Below are 15755 nucleotides of genomic sequence, written 5' to 3' on the forward strand. Positions count from 1 at the left end.
CGCCACCTCTCCCCCAGGGCGTCAACCGGTCACTGACTCCTCCCGCAACGAGGCGAAGAGCTCGGGAACGACGAGATCGCCCCCGGCCACGTGGCGCTCGGCCTGCCGGCCGTGCCCGAGGGCTCGCGGGGTTCTGGATCGCCTCGCAGGGCGTGACACCGGAGCGGCTGCGGGAGGCCGTCACGGCGACCCTGCCGCCGGCAGCAGCCGAGACGCCCGCGGTCGTCCCGTACGACGCGGCGGCGAAGAAGGCCCGAGCGGCAGGTCGCCGAGACGATCGCCTCGGCGACGATCCGGGCTCCGGAGGCGGCCTCCTGGGAGCGCCTCAGGCGGTGCGGGCCCGGCGGGAGACGACCGCGCGCAGCACCCGGCCGCCCTCGACGGAGAGTTCACGGGCCCGGCGCAGGCCGGTCGGGCCGTGTGCGGCGGAGTCGAGGACGGCCTGCTGGCGGCGGAGCTCTCCCGCGAGCAGCGGGCCCGCGCCGTCCGCGTCGCCGGCCCGGCAGCGCTCGACGAGTCCGTCGGGCACGTCGGCGGCGTCGTACCGCCCGTGCAGGGCGAGGGCGGTGACGGAGCATGCGGCGGCCCAGGCGCGCAGGGCGTCGGCCGTCCAGGTCGCCGGGGCGAAGGCGAGCATGCCGCGTACGGCCCCGGCGTCCGCGCCGTCGGCGCCCGGCTCGCCGCCGAGCTCGACGTCCAGCTCGACCCGGGCCTTCGCGACGGCCTCGCCCCAGGCCTCGCCGTCGCCGCGCGCGACGGCGGCCCACACGGGGCGCAGGGCGTCACCCCGGTCACCGGGGAGCAGCGGGAGGCAGCGGTCGAGGCAGGCGAGACCGGCCGCGGCCAGTCCTCGCTCGTCGGCCCCGTCGATCAGTTCCAGCAGGCTCCGGCCCGTCGCCGACGTCATGGACGCCTCCTTGCCACCCGATGCGGACGCAGTACTTCCCCTACTGCGCCATACGGCGCTTTTTCGTCACTGCGCGGCCGGAATCATGCCAGTGGCCTTGGTGTGCTGCATAGAGGTCAGACGGCGCACGAAGAGGATCGCGAGGACGGCGGCGACGATGCCGAGGGCGTAGCCCGCGAGGGACCAGACGGTCGCGGTGTCGTAGGCCTCGACGGTCTCGGCCCGCTTGTACAGCTGCATGGAGATCCAGTCCGCCATGGAACCGCCGATGAAGCACACCCACCAGCCGTTGAGCAGTGTCAGCTCCCCCTTGCCGTCGGCGGCGTACGGCTCCGTGCGGCTGGCCCGCCAGATGTCGGCGGCGATTCCCCGGGGAATCCACCAGTTGCCGATCGGGACGAACCAGCCGCCGATGGCCCAGCCCGGCTTCCTGCTCTGCAGGTCCGCGGCCCAGACCTCGGCGTTCGTCCTCAGCCGGTGGAACCAGACGATGAAGACGACCACGGTCGCCAGGTACACCAGGAACGACACGACGTAGGCCTCGTTCAGGTCGACCGATCCGATGACGGCCGGGTCGGAGAGGTCCGTGTCTCCGGCCGCGAGGCTGCGGATGTCGATCAGCGCGAGCGGGACGTCGAAGACGATGTTTCCCGCGAGCAGGGCCACGACGGCGCGCGAGAGGCCGTTCGGATTCTGGAGCGTGAGCACGTGGTTCCCCCCAAGGAACGTGCGGCGGCCCGGTGGCCGCCGCCGGGGGAACGTACGCGACCCGGAGGCCATGCGTCCACAGAAAAGCAGCAGGTCAGCCGCGTACCTGCGTCGCCAGCGTCCTGAACTGTTCCCACGTCAGGGTCGGTGTCTTGGCGTCCCAGACCTTCTGGGCGAGGGCATTCAGGGGCATGCGGATGCCGTTCGCCACCTGGGTCTGGGTCTGGGCCGCCGACAGGTCGCACCAGACCGCGAGCCGGGCGCCCAGGATCTGGGGGGCGTACCGGGCGGCGACCGGGGTCGTGCCGCGCAGGACCAGGGGGGTCCACTGCTCGTAGATGCGGCGGCCCGTGGGGTACGTGAACTGGTTGGGCTCGCCGAGGACGTAGTACAGGTACTCGTCGTTGAGGTTCACGACCTTGCGGCCCTCGGCCAGGTACTCGGCGGGCGGACGCGCGCCGATCTCCTTGCCGGTCCAGTACTCGACCTCGATGCGCTTGTCGGCGGTGACGACGCCGCCGCGGAAGAAGCCGTCGTTCCAGGCCTTGGCCGTCTTCCCGGCCTCGCGGACGACGGCGGCGCGGTCGTTCAGCCAGCCCTCCGCGAGGTCCTGGACGCCGGCCTGGGGCCCGTACTTCTGCCGGGCCGCCGTGGCCAGCTGCGGGTACGAGGCGGAGGGGCTGCGGACGGTCAGCGCCTGGTACTCGTCGGCGCCGACGTGGAACCAGCCGCCGGGGAAGAGCGCGGAGTACTCGCGCAGCAGATCGTCGACGATCCGCGCCGAGGCCGGCTTGGAGATGTCGATGGCGCCCTGCCGCGGGGTCCCCTGGACGTTGCGCAGCTGGAGGTCCGGGTGGGCGCGCAGGACGGCGCCGAGGTGTCCGGGCGAGTCGATCTCGGGCACGACGGTGATGTGCAGGCTCTGCGCGAGGGCGAGGATCCGGCGCACCTCGGCCTTGGTGAGGTGCTGGGCGGAGACGATCTCGGGGTGGGAGTCCGAGGCGATCCGGAAGCCCTGGTCGTCGGAGAAGTGCAGACCGAACTGGTTGAGCTTGAGGTCGGCCATCTCGCGGAGCCGGTCCTCGATCCAGCCGGCGCCGAAGTACTTGCGGGCGATGTCGACGTTCAGCCCCCGCTGGGGCTTCGCGGGCGCGTCGGTGACGACGCCCTCGGGCATCGCGCCGGTGCCCTTCACCGACTGCTTGAGGGTGCGGGTGCCGTAGAAGACCCCGGCCTCGTCGGGGCCGGTGATCCGGACCCGGTTGTCACGGACGGTCAGGGTGTACGACTCGCGGGCTCCGGTCCCGCCGAGCGCCAGCTCGACGTCCCCGGGCCCGGCGGCGACGGTGCCGCGGTACGGGATGCCGAGCTCCCCGGCGAGGAGCCTCCCCTCGTCGGCGAGGCCCGTGCTGTTCGCCGCGACGACGACCCCGGCGGGGGCCGCGGGCTTCCAGCCGGGTCCGCGGGCGGCCTCGTGGTCGCGGACCGCGGGGACCGTGCGGGGCGCGGTGGAGAGCGGGTAGGTCCGGGTCGGGGTGGGCGTCGGGCTGGGCGGCGCGCTGGTGGGCGCCACGCCGGCGGACGTGCCGGAGGCCGTGCCGGAAGGGGCGGAGGACGTGCCCGAGCCGGAAGGTGATCCGCCGGAGCAGGCCGCCACGGTGGCCAGTGCCACCGCCGTCGCCAGGAGTGCCGGGCCCTTGTGGGGCCCTCGTATGGAGTACCGCATCATTCGGAATCCTCCCGTACGGCGGGCGGTCCGGCCAATCGGGGGACACGACGACGACGCGACCGGAACGCATGCGTCCATCACCTGTTCCGAAACTCTCCCTTCCGGGTGAAATTCGCGCATCCGTCGGACACTTCCCCCGTCCCGTCGGTAACGTTGCGTCACACCCACCCCATCGCGCCCGTCCCACGCGCGGATCGCCCCACCCGTCCCGGAGTACCGGAGCCCACGCTGACCAGCGACACCCACGTCCCCTGCCGCAAGCCGGGCTCCACGGACACGCCTGCCATACCCGCCCAGAACCAGGGGCCCTCCCTCCGCGGCCTCGCGGGCTTCAACGCCGCCTCGCCCGCCGAGGCCGAGGCCCTGCTCCTGTCGTGCTGCCACAGCCTCCGCTGGGCCGAACGGGTGGCGGCGCACCGTCCGTACCCCACCGTCGACGCGCTGCTCGCCGCCGCCGACGAGGCCGGGTACGACCTGAGCCGCGCCGACCTCGACGAGGCCCTTGCCGCCGAGTCCTCGGCCCTGCCGCACCCCGACGCCCCGCCGGCCGCGCGGACCGCGCTGCGGGCCGCCCACGCCGCGTACGAGAGCAGCTTCGGACACGCGTTCGTGATCAGCCTCGACGGAGTGCGGCCCGGAGAGCGTCTCGACCAGGTATTGGCAGGCATTCGGTCACGTCTCGGCAACGAACCGGAGGAGGAACGCGTGGTCGCCGCCGACGAACTGAGGCGGCTCGCCCGCGCCCGGCTGGCATTCCGACTCGCGGAAGCCCTCACACCGCGACACTCCGGGCCGTGAATCCGTCCGGAATGCGGCGATTCCGGCCTGTGCGATAGTCCGTCCGTGCCTGTTTGATCACACCGATGGACCCCGCGCGAGCGAACCGACAAGTCGTCGCTACGATGACCGGGGCCGGTGGACCGTACCCGGCCGGGTCAGACCGACAGAGAAGCCGGCCGACCCTGATCCCCGCTCCCGGAGGGTTTTTCCGTGCCGGCTGGAACGCTGTACCGCGGCCGGGAAGGAATGTGGAGCTGGGTGGCTCATCGAGTCACCGGCGTCCTCATCTTCTTCTTCCTGTTCGTACACGTGCTGGACACCGCTCTCGTCCGCGTCTCTCCCGAGGCGTACGACGAGGTCGTCGCGACCTACAAGACGCCGATCGTCGCTCTCCTCGAGTACGGCCTCGTCGCTGCCATCCTCTTCCACGCGCTGAACGGTCTCCGTGTCATCGCCGTGGACTTCTGGTCCAAGGGCCCGCGCTACCAGAAGCAGATGCTCTGGACCGTCGTGGGCATCTGGGTCGTGCTGATGGCGGGCTCGCTGTACCCCGTCCTCGGCCACGCCGCACGTGAACTGTTCGGGAGCTGACGCCAGATATGTCTGCTGACACCACCTCCACCGCGATCGGTCCCGTCGAGGGCGGCGCCCACTACGACGTGGACAACCCCGCGCCGTACATCGAGGCCCCCCGCAAGCGCACGGGCAAGACCCCGCGCGCGACCCGCGGCAACTTCGAGATGGCCGCGTGGCTCTTCATGCGCCTCTCGGGCGTGGTCCTCGTCGTCCTGGTCCTCGGCCACCTGCTGATCCAGCTCTTCCTGGACGGCGGCGTCTCCAAGATCGGCTTCGCCTTCGTGGCCGGCCGCTGGGCGTCCCCGTTCTGGCAGGTCTGGGACCTGCTGATGCTCTGGCTCGCCATGCTGCACGGCGCCAACGGCCTCCGTACCGTCATCAACGACTACGCGGAGCGGGCCAACACGCGCCTGTGGCTCAAGGGCCTGCTGTACACCGCCACGGTGTTCACCATCCTTCTGGGCACGCTGGTGATCTTCACCTTCGACCCGAACATCCGCTAGGCACGGGGCTGAGGTAATCCACGTCATGAAGATCCACAAGTACGACACCGTCATCGTCGGCGCCGGTGGCGCCGGCATGCGCGCCGCCATCGAGTCGACGAAGCGCAGCCGCACCGCCGTGCTGACGAAGCTCTACCCCACCCGGTCCCACACGGGCGCCGCGCAGGGCGGCATGGCCGCCGCGCTGGCGAACGTGGAGGAGGACAACTGGGAGTGGCACACCTTCGACACGGTCAAGGGCGGTGACTACCTGGTCGACCAGGACGCCGCCGAGATCCTGGCGAAGGAGGCCATCGACGCCGTCCTCGACCTGGAGAAGATGGGCCTGCCGTTCAACCGGACCCCGAACGGCACCATCGACCAGCGCCGCTTCGGCGGTCACTCCCGCAACCACGGCGAGGCCCCGGTCCGCCGGTCCTGCTACGCCGCGGACCGCACCGGCCACATGATCCTCCAGACGCTGTACCAGAACTGCGTCAAGGAGGGCGTGGAGTTCTTCAACGAGTTCTACGTCCTGGACCAGCTGATCACCGAGGTCGACGGCGTCAAGAAGTCCGCCGGTGTGGTCGCGTACGAGCTGGCCACCGGCGAGATCCACATCTTCCAGGCCAAGGCCGTGATCTACGCCTCCGGCGGCACGGGCAAGTTCTTCAAGGTGACCTCCAACGCGCACACGCTGACGGGTGACGGCCAGGCGGCCTGCTACCGGCGCGGTCTGCCGCTGGAGGACATGGAGTTCTTCCAGTTCCACCCGACGGGCATCTGGCGCATGGGCATCCTGCTGACGGAGGGCGCCCGCGGTGAGGGCGGCATCCTCCGCAACAAGGACGGCGAGCGCTTCATGGAGAAGTACGCGCCGGTCATGAAGGACCTCGCGTCCCGTGACGTCGTCTCCCGCTCCATCTACACGGAGATCCGCGAGGGCCGCGGCTGCGGTCCCGAGGGCGACCACGTCTACCTGGACCTGACGCACCTTCCGCCGGAGCAGCTCGACGCCAAGCTCCCGGACATCACCGAGTTCGCCCGTACGTACCTCGGCATCGAGCCGTACACGGACCCGATCCCGATCCAGCCCACCGCGCACTACGCCATGGGCGGCATCCCGACCAACGTCGAGGGTGAGGTCCTCGCGGACAACACCACCGTCGTCCCGGGCCTGTACGCGGCCGGCGAGGTCGCCTGTGTCTCCGTGCACGGCGCCAACCGTCTGGGCACCAACTCGCTGCTCGACATCAACGTCTTCGGCAAGCGGTCCGGCATCGCCGCCGCCGAGTACTCCGCCAAGCACGACTTCGTCGAGCTTCCGGAGAACCCGGAGTCGCTGGTCGTCGCGCAGATCGAGAAGCTGCGCAACTCCACGGGCAACGAGCGGGTGGCCGACATCCGTCGTGAGCTCCAGGAGACGATGGACGCCAACGTGATGGTGTTCCGTACGGAGCAGACCATCAAGACGGCCGTCGAGAAGATCGCCGAGCTGCGCGAGCGCTACGAGAACGTGTCCATCCAGGACAAGGGCAAGCGCTTCAACACGGACCTCCTGGAGGCCATCGAGCTGGGCAACCTGCTCGAACTGGCCGAGGTCATGGCCGTCTCGGCCCTGGCGCGCAAGGAGTCCCGCGGCGGTCACTACCGCGAGGACTACCCGAACCGCGACGACGTCAACTTCATGCGCCACACCATGGCGTACCGCGAGGTCGGCGAGGACGGCTCCGAGACCGTCCGTCTCGACTACAAGCCGGTCGTCCAGACCCGCTACCAGCCGATGGAGCGTAAGTACTGATGGCTACCCCCGTACTGGACAAGGTCGAGGCGGAGTCCGCCGCCTCCCCGTACATCACGGTCACGATGCGGATCCGCCGCTTCAACCCCGAGGTGTCGGACGCGTCGGTCTGGGAGGACTTCCAGATCGAGATCGACCCGAAGGAGCGTGTGCTCGACGCCCTCCACAAGATCAAGTGGGACGTCGACGGCACGCTGACCTTCCGTCGCTCGTGCGCGCACGGCATCTGCGGCTCGGACGCGATGCGGATCAACGGCAAGAACAGGCTCGCCTGCAAGACGCTGATCAAGGACATCAACCCCGAGAAGCCGATCACGGTCGAGGCCATCAAGGGCCTCACGGTCCTCAAGGACCTCGTGGTCGACATGGAGCCGTTCTTCCAGGCGTACCGGGACGTCATGCCGTTCCTGGTCACCAAGGGCAACGAGCCGACGCGCGAGCGTCTGCAGTCCGCCGAGGACCGCGAGCGCTTCGACGACACCACCAAGTGCATCCTGTGCGCCGCGTGCACGTCGTCCTGCCCGGTCTTCTGGAACGACGGCCAGTACTTCGGTCCGGCCGCGATCGTCAACGCGCACCGCTTCATCTTCGACTCGCGTGACGAGGCCGGCGAGCAGCGCCTGGAGATCCTGAACGACAAGGACGGCGTGTGGCGTTGCCGCACGACGTTCAACTGCACGGACGCCTGCCCGCGTGGCATCGAGGTCACCAAGGCGATCCAGGAAGTGAAGCGCGCGCTGATCACGCGTCGCTTCTGATCACTGGTTTCCGGGGGCCGGGTTTCCCGGCTCATGGTTCGGTGTTCCGGCCCGCTTCTGTACGCTGCGGCGTGCAGGAGCGGGCTTTTTCTTTGCGAAGGACGGGGACTGATGAGCGAGCCGAACCCTTACCGGTCGGAGGAGTACGAGTGGGGCCCCGGGCAGCAGCAGCCGGGCCAGCCCGCCTACGGGTACCCGCACCCTCCGGCGTACCAGCCGACCCTGCCGGGCGGGGTGCCGGTGCCGCCGCAGCAGGTGCCCGGCGTGCCGCAGGGCGGCGGCACGCCGCTGCTGAGCCTCGGTGACATCACCGTGGTGGGCGACCAGATCATCACGCCGGCCGGCGCGATGCCGCTCAAGGGCTCGGTGTGGAACGCGATGGACATGTCGCGGACCGAGGAGAAGATGCCCACCGTCGCGATCGTGCTCGCGGTCATCTTCTTCATCTTCTGCCTGCTGGGCCTGCTGTTCCTCCTGATGAAGGAGAAGACGACCACCGGCTTCATCCAGGTCACGGTGACCAGCGGCGGCAAGCACCACGCGACGATGATCCCGGCGCGCGGACCGGACACCATCCACTGGGTGATGGGCCAGCTCAACTACGCGCGTTCGCTCAGCATGTGAGCGTTCGTCCTCGATGAGGGGGCGCCCGCGGGCGCCCTTTCTTCGTGTCCGGGACCGTCCCCGACGGGGGCCTGGGGGCTACCAGTGGCGGGTCGGCTCCGTCGACTCCGCCTCGACCATGACGCGCCGGAGCATGGCGTTGAGGAGGACGCGCTCCTGCGGGGAGAGGACGCCGAGCAGGCGGTACTCCTCGTGGCCGAGGACGTCCATGGCGCCGAGCCAGGTCTCACGGCCGGCTTCGGTGAGTTCGACGACGACCCGGCGGCGGTCGGTGGTGGACTGGGTACGGCGGACGAAACCGCGCTTCTCCAGGGCGTCGAGGCGGCCGGAGACGGAGGCGGGGGCCAGGTCGAGGTCCTGGGCGAGCTCGGAGGGCGCGGCGCTGCCGCCCCGGCCGGCGATCTTGTGCAGGGTGTCGAACTCGTGGCGCTCCAGGTCGAAGTCGACGAGGGACTGCTCCCTGACCCGGCGGAGGTGGACGGAGAGCTTCTTCATCCGGGTGACGGCGCCTTCGACGACGGGGTCGAGGTCGGGCAGGACGGGCTGCCAGCGGGCGACGTGCTCGTCGGTCCAGTCACGCGCGGCACTCGCCTCATGGGCAGCACTCGGCTCACGCGCGGCACTCGGCTCGCTGGGGGTCCGCGGTTCGCTCGGAGTACGCCGTTCCTCGGGTTGCGCCATGGGGTGATCGTACGTCGGCGGGCGGGAACCCACCCGAGAAGTATTTCGTTGACGAATTATTCGGTACCGAAATAATCTTGGGTCATGACCGCTGCCACCACCACGGCGCCGCCGCCCGTCCCGCACCCCCTGCGCACCCGCTCCTTCCGGCTGCTCTTCACCGGCCGGTTCCTCTCCCTCCTGGGCGACGCCGCCATCCCCGCCGCCCTCGCCCTCGCCGTCCTGGAAGCCACCGGATCCACCTCGGCCCTGGCCCTGGTCCTCGGCTGCGCGATGGTGCCCAAACTGCTCCTGCTGCCGCTCGGCGGGGTGGTCGGCGACCGGTTCGACGCCCGTACCGTCGCGCTCACCACGGATCTCCTACGCTGCGGCACCCAGCTGGTCGTCGGGGTCCAACTCCTCGGCGGTACGCCCAGCCTGGCCGTCCTGGCGGTCGCCGAGGCGCTCGGCGGCGCGGCCGGGGCCTTCGCCATGCCGACCAACGCGCCGCTGGTGAAGGGGACGGTGGCGGCCGAGTCGCTGCACCGGGCCAACGCCGCGATGAGCGTCGCCAAGAGCGCCAGCCGGCTCGGCGGCCCCGCACTCGCCGGCACCCTCGTCCTGACCGTGGGCCCCGGCTGGGCGTTCGTCCTCGACGCGGCGACCTTCGCCGTCAGCGCGCTCATGCTGACGGCCGTGAAGGTGAAGCGGGTACCGATCCCGCGCCGCTCGCTCCGCGCCGACCTGGCGGAGGGCTGGCAGGAGGTAAGGTCCCGCGACTGGTACTGGACCAGCCTGATCGGCCACAGCGCCTGGAACGGCGCCGCGGCCGTCCTGATGACCCTCGGACCCGCCATCGCCGTGCAGCGGCTCGGCGGCGGCACCACCTGGGTCGTACTGCTCCAGGTCGGCGCCGTCGGCTTCCTCCTCGGTGCGCTGCTCGCCGACCGGGTCACGCCCCGGCGCCCGGTCCTCACGGCGAACCTCGGGCTCGCCACGTACGCGCTGCCGCTGGTCCTGCTCGCGGTCGCCGCGCCCGCGCCGCTGACGATCGCGGCCTACGGGATCGCACAGGCGGGCCTCGGCTTCCTCTCCCCCGTCTGGGAGACCGCCGTCCAGCGGGCCGTACCCGCCCACGCGCTGGCCCGGGTCACCTCGTACGACTGGCTGCTCTCGCTGGCCGCGATGCCCCTGGGGTACGCGCTGGCGCCGCTCGCGGCCTCGGCCTGGGGGCCGGAGGTGCCGCTGCTCGTCGCGGCCGTCGCCGTGGGCGGCTGCTGCGCCGCGACGGCGCTCGTGCCGGGGGTGCGGCGCTTCCGCTGAGCCCCGGCGGGGACGGTGGCAGCGCCCGCGGCAGCGGCGTCCTCTAGCGTCGTACGCATGGGGAACACGGGACCGGGCAGCGCCCCGGACGCGCGGAAGCGCCGGGAGACCGCGCTCGCGCTCCATCTGCGGGTCTGCCGGGGCGCGGAGCACGAGGCGGTCGCGGCCCTCGCGGAGCTGTCCGGGCGGGAGCTGGGCTGGACGACGGCGGAGTCGGACGTCCTGCTGGCGCGGCTCGTCGGGAAGGACGCCCTGGTCGCGCCGCACGAACTCCAGGGCGCCTTTCTGGCCTTGGTGCCGGTCGCCCTCGCGGCGGCAGAGCAGGCCGAGGAGTTCGACCGGGCACGGGTCGGCTCACTGCGCCGGTCGGCCGACTCGCCGTCCCTCGGGCGGGGCGACGAACTCGCGGCGCTGCGGGACCGGATGGACGCGCTGCTGCGGCGGGAGCCGGCGATCGTGCCCGGCAGGCTCCCCCACCATCTCCTCGACGGGCTCGACGCGTACGGCCCGGCGATGCGCGCCGCCCACGGCGACCTGCTCACGGGTCCCGGCGCGGCCCTTCTCCTCGGACACTGCGCACTCCTGGACAGAACGCGCCCCACGCGCGCGTGGCGGCGGCGCGCGGCGGCCCTGCTCGCGGGGGCGGGGCGCGGGGAGGAGCTGGTGCGGCGGCTCCTGGAGGGCGTCGCCGCGCAGCCCGAGCACCGTGTGAGCGACCTCGCCCCGCTGGTCATGGTCAGACGGGACGTCGCCGGGGACACCAACACGTCCCTGGCCCGCGGGCTGCTCTGGTCGGCACTCGACATCGACGCCGACTGGGTCGTCCCGCTCGTGGGTGCGGTCGCGCTGCACGCGGGGACGGGCGCGGGAGGCTCGGGCACCGCCTGTCGCAGCCGGCCCCTCGCCACCGCCGCCGTCGCCGTGCTCGGCGCCTGTGAGGGCGGCCGGCGCGAGGAGGCCGCGCGACGGCTCGGCAGGCTGGCGGGGACGGTCCGCAACCGCGCCCTGGCCAAGGAGATCGCCAGGGCCCTCGAAGCCGTGGCGGCCCCGGCCGGTCGCTGACAGCGGGGGGCTAGCGTCCCGCCTCCGCCAGGAAGGCGGCGAGCAGCCGGGCCGTCTCGTCCGGGCGCTCCAGGGCGGGGAGGTGCCCGGCCCAGTCCAGGTCGACACGGCGGGCGCCGGGCAGGAGGCGGGTGAGGTCGTCGGCGACCGCCCGGAAGTCGGGGAGGTCGTGGGCGCCCACGGCGACGAGGGCGGGGACCTCGATCCCGGCGAGGTCGTCGGCGGTGACCTCGGGCGTGACCGGGTGGAACTCCTCGGGGACGGCGAGCTGGACCTCGAAGGCGTGCCGCTGCATCTCCCGGACGAGCGCGCGGACCTCGGGGCCGGCCTCGGGGCCGAGCCAGGTGTCGACGTTGAGCTCGACGGCCGCGTCGAGGTCGCCCGCTTCGAGCAGCTCGTCCTCGCGGCCGCCCCAGGCGCGCAGCTCGTCGCCGGGCGTGAAGCCGGGGATGCCGGAGGCGAGCAGGGCGAGGGCGGACACGTGCGCGGGGTGGCGGACGGCGAGTTCCAGGGCGACCCGGCCGCCGAAGGAGGAACCGACGACGGCCGCCCGCTCGACGCCGAGGTGGTCGAGGAGCTCGCGCACGTCGTCGGCGTGGGTGTGCGCGGCGTCGACGGGGGTGTCGCCGAAGCCGCGGAGGTCGCAGCGGACGACCCGGTGGCCGGCCTCCGCGAGGGCGTGGAACTGGCCGTCCCACATCCGGCGGTCGCAGACCCCGGAGTGCAGCAGGAGAACGGTCGAGGGGCCCTGGCCCGCCAGGTCATGAGAGAGCGTCATCCGGCTGACCCTAGGCGTCGGGTCCGGCGTGTGGCGAGTGGGTTTCCATACGTCCCCGCACACGACTTGAACACGTTCAAAGAGAGGTCTACAGTCATGACCAACAGCTTTTGAACGTGTTCAAGGGAGGGTGGGGCATGGACCTCACTGTCGTCGCGTACATCGTCTACCTGCTGATCAGCGTGGCCCTGACCATCTGGGTCGCCCGCACACTCAGCCGTAACGGAAGGATCTTCCTCGCGGACGTCCTGCACGGGAACGAAAAGCTCGCCGAGGCCGTCAACCACCTCCTGGTGGTCGGCTTCTACCTCGTCAACTTCGGCTTCGTCGCCCTCTACCTGAGCCAGGACGAAGCCGTCCTCGACGCCCGCGCGCTCTTCGAGGCCCTCTCCGTGAAGCTCGGGGTCGTCCTGCTCGTCCTCGGCGTCATGCACCTCGGGAACGTCTACGTCCTCAACAAGATCCGGCGCCGCGGGGTCATGGAGCGCGAGCAGGTACCGCCGGTCGGGCCGCAGGGCTGGACCGCGACCCCCAAGGGCGGCCCCTGGACCCCGCCCGCGCCCCAGCACTGAGAGGGGCGCCGCCGTGCCGACCCCCGTGGGACGTCTGACCGTGCTGTACGACGCGGACTGCCCTCTCTGTGTGCACCTCAGGCACTGGCTGTTGCGCCAGCGGCAGCTCGTCCCGCTCGACCTCGTACCGGCCGGGTCGCAGGAGGCCCGGCGCCGCTTCCCGGAGCTCGACCACACCGCGACCCTGCGGGAGATCACCGTGGTCGGGGACCGGGGCCAGGTCTACCGGGAGACCTCCGCCTGGATCGTCTGCCTCTGGGCGCTCGCCGACCACCGGGCCAAGGCCCACTGGCTGGCCACCCCGGCCGGCCTGCCCTTCGCCCGGATGACCGTCCTGGGGGCGGCGAAGTGGCGCGAGGCCCTCAAGGGGCCGGACCACGAAGCCGGGCCGTCCGAGGCCGGGCACTGCGAGGACGGGCGCTGCGAAGTGCCCGGTCCGCCCGGCTAGGCTCGTCCGTGTGACGGACGTGAAGGAAGACAAGAAGGCCCCGAAGAGCGAGCAGACCCGCACGCTCATCCTCGAAACCGCGCTCCGGCTGTTCAAGGAGCGCGGTTACGACAAGACGACGATGCGGGCCATCGCCCAGGAGGCCGGGGTCTCCGTGGGGAACGCGTACTACTACTTCTCGTCCAAGGAACACCTCGTCCAGGGCTTCTACGACCGGATCGCCGAGGAGCACCAGACCGCCGTCGAGCCCATCCTGACCGGTGGCGAGAAGGACCTCACGGCCCGGATCCGGGGGGTCTACCTCGGCTGGCTCGACATCGCGGAGCCGTACCACGAGTTCGCGTCGCAGTTCTTCAAGAACGCCGCCGACCCGGACAGCCCGCTCAGCCCCTTCTCGCCCGAGTCGGAGGGCCCGCGCGAGGCCGCGATCGAGGTCCACCGGCGGGTCATCTCCGGCGCCTCCGTGAAGGTCGACCCGGAACTCAGGGAAGCTCTCCCGCAGTTGCTGTGGCTCCAGCAGATGGGTCTGGTCCTCTTCTGGGTGTACGACCGCTCCGAGGGCGCGGCCAACAGCCGCCGGCTGGTCGAGCGGCTCGCGCCGGTCACCGCCCGCGCGATCTCGCTCTCCCGCTTCCGGATCCTGCGCCCGCTGGTCAAGGAGACGCACGAGCTGCTCTCCGACTTCATGCCCACCGCAGCCGGAATGGCGGCCTCGGGAAAGCCCAAGAAGAGGGCGAGTCCGAAGCCGCCGGAGCCGGACGGGACACCGGAGTCGTAGACCCGGGACCTGGATCCGGGGTCGCGGACCCGGCACCTGGATCCAGGGTCGCGGCCGGGACCTAGATCCAGCGGAGCTCCCACAGGCGCCAGATGCCCGTACCGTCCGTCAGGTACTGGGAGCCGGTGACCGCCTCGGTGGCGAGGACGTAGTCCTTCTTCTGCCACAGCGGGACGAGCGGCACGTCGGACGCGACCTCGCTCTGGATCGCCTTGAAGTCGGAGGTCGCCCGGGAGCGGTCGCTGAACTGCTGTGTCGAGGAGATCAGTTCGTCGATCCGCTTGCTGGAGAACCCGTTGTGCAGGGTGTTCGCGGTGCCGACGAGCGGCGCGGTGAAGCTGTCGGAGTCGGGGAAGTCCGGCAGCCAGCCGACGGTGTACGCGTCGAAGGTTCCCTTCGCGTACTGCTTCTGGAACTCCGTCCACTTGACCTCGACGGTCTCGACCTCGAAGAGGCCGGTCTCCTCCAGCTGGCGCTTGATCTCGGCGGTCTCGGCGCCGTACGTGGCGTCCGCGCGGTAGCCGAAGGTGAACTTCACCGGGGTCTTGATGCCGGCGTCCTTCAGGATCTTCTTCGCCTTCTTGGCGTCGGGCGCCGGAGTGACGTCGTAGAACGCGGTGCTGTGCCCGACGAAGCCCTGCGGGATGAGCGAGTACAACGGCTCGACCGTGCCCTTGTAGGCGCCGGTGGTGATCGCCGGGCGGTCGAGGACCGCGGCGACGGCCTGCCGGACGGCCTTGCCGGCCATGGGCGAGCCGGGCCGCACGTTGAAGTTGAGGTTGCGGATCTCGGCGCTCTCCGCCTCGGTGACCCGGGTCCCGTCCTCGGGCTGCAGGGCCGAGATGAACTCCGGCGGCAGCTGCCGGTGCGTCACCTCGACCTGCTTCGCCTTCCAGGCGTCGGCGAGGTCGGCGGACTGGCCGTAGTACTTCACGAGCACCGGGCCGCCGCCCTTGGTGATGGCGCCGTGGTAGTTCGGGTTCGGCTCCAGGAGCGCGGACTCGCCCGGCTTGTACTCCTTGAGGACGTACGGCCCCGAGCCGTCGACCGCCGAGTCCGCGCGCAGCGTGTTCGCCGGGTAGCGGTCCTTGTCGACGATCGAACCCGCGCCCGTGGCCACCTTCAGCGGGAACGTCGCGTCCCGGCTGCTCAGATGGAAGGTGACCTGACGGCCCTGGGCCGAGACGCTCTTCAGGGTCGGGAAGAGGGGCTGCGGACCGACGTCCGTCTTGATCCGCAGCATCCGCTCGAACGAGTACTTGACGTCCTCGGCCGTGATCTTGCGCCCGTTGGCGAACGAGAGGTCGTCGCGGAGGGTGCACTGATAGGTCGTGAGCTTCGAGCCCTCGAACTTGCAGCTCTCCGCCGCGTCGGGAACGGGGGTCGTGAACCCCGGCTTGAACGTCAGCAACGACTGGAAGACGTTGCTGTACATGGCCCAGGAACCGGCGTCGTACGCGCCGGCCGGGTCCAGTGAAGTGACCTCGTCGGTTGTGCCGACGCTGATCGGATCGGTCCGGCCGCCGTCGGAGGGCAGGAGTTGCCAGCCCCCCACTCCGGCGGCCACCAGTACTCCACAAGTGATGAGGATCCGCAGACGGACCGTCGACCGCATTGCCGTGCTTCCTTTATTCGTCCACCCCAGCTGCGACGGCCCCCGGAAACGTCGCGATGGCGTCATCCCATCACACGTATTTCACAAGTGGAAGAGAAAACTTTCACACCACAGGCATATGTCCGGGAAATGCGAATTTAAGTCGATGAGCAGC

17 protein-coding genes are annotated in these 15755 nt (G+C 71.0%); 11 read left to right on the forward strand and 6 right to left on the reverse strand.

Features of this window, described 5'->3' with window-relative positions; all coding sequences use genetic code 11:
* Positions 1–325: 325 nt before the first annotated feature.
* From IF00_RS0115480 to IF00_RS0115490, 3 genes are all read right to left on the reverse strand, one after another.
* A complete protein-coding gene (locus IF00_RS0115480; protein WP_030318415.1) occupies positions 326–907 on the reverse strand; it encodes a hypothetical protein in 582 nt (193 codons plus the stop codon).
* A 66-nt stretch (positions 908–973) separates the two neighbouring features.
* Positions 974–1615 carry a DUF4328 domain-containing protein gene (locus IF00_RS0115485; protein WP_030318417.1) on the reverse strand — a complete coding sequence of 214 codons (642 nt, stop codon included), beginning with the start codon at positions 1613–1615 and terminating at the stop codon, positions 974–976.
* Between the two features lie 94 nt (positions 1616–1709).
* Positions 1710–3344: a beta-N-acetylhexosaminidase gene (locus IF00_RS0115490; protein ID WP_030318419.1), complete on the reverse strand. Its 1635-nt coding sequence runs from the start codon at positions 3342–3344 to the stop codon at positions 1710–1712.
* Positions 3345–3572: 228 nt separating this feature from the next.
* On the opposite strand from IF00_RS0115490, the gene IF00_RS0115495 reads away from it, so the two are divergent.
* The 6 genes from IF00_RS0115495 to IF00_RS0115520 all read left to right on the forward strand — a co-directional run bounded on the left by IF00_RS0115495 (position 3573) and on the right by IF00_RS0115520 (position 8365).
* Positions 3573–4142: a 2-oxo-4-hydroxy-4-carboxy-5-ureidoimidazoline decarboxylase gene (locus IF00_RS0115495; protein WP_209439769.1), complete on the forward strand. Its 570-nt coding sequence runs from the start codon at positions 3573–3575 to the stop codon at positions 4140–4142.
* A gap of 192 nt (positions 4143–4334) precedes the next feature.
* Entirely contained in the window at positions 4335–4715 is a 381-nt protein-coding gene (gene sdhC, locus IF00_RS0115500) for a succinate dehydrogenase, cytochrome b556 subunit (RefSeq protein WP_015035721.1), read from the forward strand.
* A gap of 8 nt (positions 4716–4723) precedes the next feature.
* On the forward strand, positions 4724–5203 hold the full coding sequence (locus IF00_RS0115505) for a succinate dehydrogenase hydrophobic membrane anchor subunit (protein ID WP_030318423.1): 480 nt from the start codon (positions 4724–4726) through the stop codon (positions 5201–5203).
* A 25-nt stretch (positions 5204–5228) separates the two neighbouring features.
* Entirely contained in the window at positions 5229–6983 is a 1755-nt protein-coding gene (sdhA, locus tag IF00_RS0115510; protein ID WP_030318425.1) for a succinate dehydrogenase flavoprotein subunit, read from the forward strand.
* Complete coding sequence (locus tag IF00_RS0115515) at positions 6983–7741, forward strand: succinate dehydrogenase iron-sulfur subunit (protein ID WP_030318427.1); 759 nt, start codon at positions 6983–6985, stop codon at positions 7739–7741. Before sdhA ends, IF00_RS0115515 begins: the two co-directional genes overlap by 1 nt.
* Positions 7742–7852: 111 nt before the next feature.
* Positions 7853–8365 (forward strand): hypothetical protein, encoded by a 513-nt coding sequence (locus IF00_RS0115520; RefSeq protein WP_030318428.1) that lies wholly within the window; start codon positions 7853–7855, stop codon positions 8363–8365.
* A 78-nt stretch (positions 8366–8443) separates the two neighbouring features.
* On the opposite strand, the gene IF00_RS47640 is transcribed toward IF00_RS0115520, so the two are convergent.
* Positions 8444–9046 carry a MarR family winged helix-turn-helix transcriptional regulator gene (locus tag IF00_RS47640; protein ID WP_030318430.1) on the reverse strand — a complete coding sequence of 201 codons (603 nt, stop codon included), beginning with the start codon at positions 9044–9046 and terminating at the stop codon, positions 8444–8446.
* Positions 9047–9130: 84 nt separating this feature from the next.
* Here IF00_RS47640 and IF00_RS0115530 point away from each other — a divergent pair, with 84 nt between their 5' ends.
* Together IF00_RS0115530 and IF00_RS0115535 are read left to right on the forward strand one after the other, a co-directional pair.
* Complete coding sequence (locus tag IF00_RS0115530; protein WP_030318431.1) at positions 9131–10348, forward strand: MFS transporter; 1218 nt, start codon at positions 9131–9133, stop codon at positions 10346–10348.
* 57 nt (positions 10349–10405) lie between these two features.
* Complete coding sequence (locus tag IF00_RS0115535; protein ID WP_030318433.1) at positions 10406–11410, forward strand: hypothetical protein; 1005 nt, start codon at positions 10406–10408, stop codon at positions 11408–11410.
* 10 nt (positions 11411–11420) lie between these two features.
* Here the strand turns inward: IF00_RS0115535 and IF00_RS0115540 are convergent, their stop codons facing one another.
* On the reverse strand, positions 11421–12188 hold the full coding sequence (locus IF00_RS0115540) for an alpha/beta fold hydrolase (RefSeq protein ID WP_030318435.1): 768 nt from the start codon (positions 12186–12188) through the stop codon (positions 11421–11423).
* Between the two features lie 137 nt (positions 12189–12325).
* Here IF00_RS0115540 and IF00_RS0115545 point away from each other — a divergent pair, with 137 nt between their 5' ends.
* From IF00_RS0115545 to IF00_RS0115555, 3 genes are read left to right on the forward strand one after another with little or no spacing between them, the layout of a single operon-like run.
* Positions 12326–12760 (forward strand): hypothetical protein, encoded by a 435-nt coding sequence (locus tag IF00_RS0115545; RefSeq protein ID WP_030318437.1) that lies wholly within the window; start codon positions 12326–12328, stop codon positions 12758–12760.
* A gap of 13 nt (positions 12761–12773) precedes the next feature.
* A complete protein-coding gene (locus IF00_RS0115550; protein ID WP_106975813.1) occupies positions 12774–13208 on the forward strand; it encodes a thiol-disulfide oxidoreductase DCC family protein in 435 nt (144 codons plus the stop codon).
* 10 nt (positions 13209–13218) lie between these two features.
* Positions 13219–13986, forward strand: a complete 768-nt coding sequence (locus IF00_RS0115555; RefSeq protein WP_037638311.1) for a TetR/AcrR family transcriptional regulator — start codon at positions 13219–13221, stop codon at positions 13984–13986.
* Between the two features lie 61 nt (positions 13987–14047).
* Here IF00_RS0115555 and IF00_RS0115560 read toward each other — a convergent pair whose 3' ends face one another.
* Positions 14048–15601: an ABC transporter substrate-binding protein gene (locus IF00_RS0115560; protein ID WP_030318442.1), complete on the reverse strand. Its 1554-nt coding sequence runs from the start codon at positions 15599–15601 to the stop codon at positions 14048–14050.
* Between the last annotated feature and the right edge of the window lie 154 nt (positions 15602–15755).

It is taken from the genome of Streptomyces flavochromogenes (genome assembly GCF_000717595.1).
Lineage (GTDB): Bacteria > Actinomycetota > Actinomycetes > Streptomycetales > Streptomycetaceae > Streptomyces > Streptomyces flavochromogenes.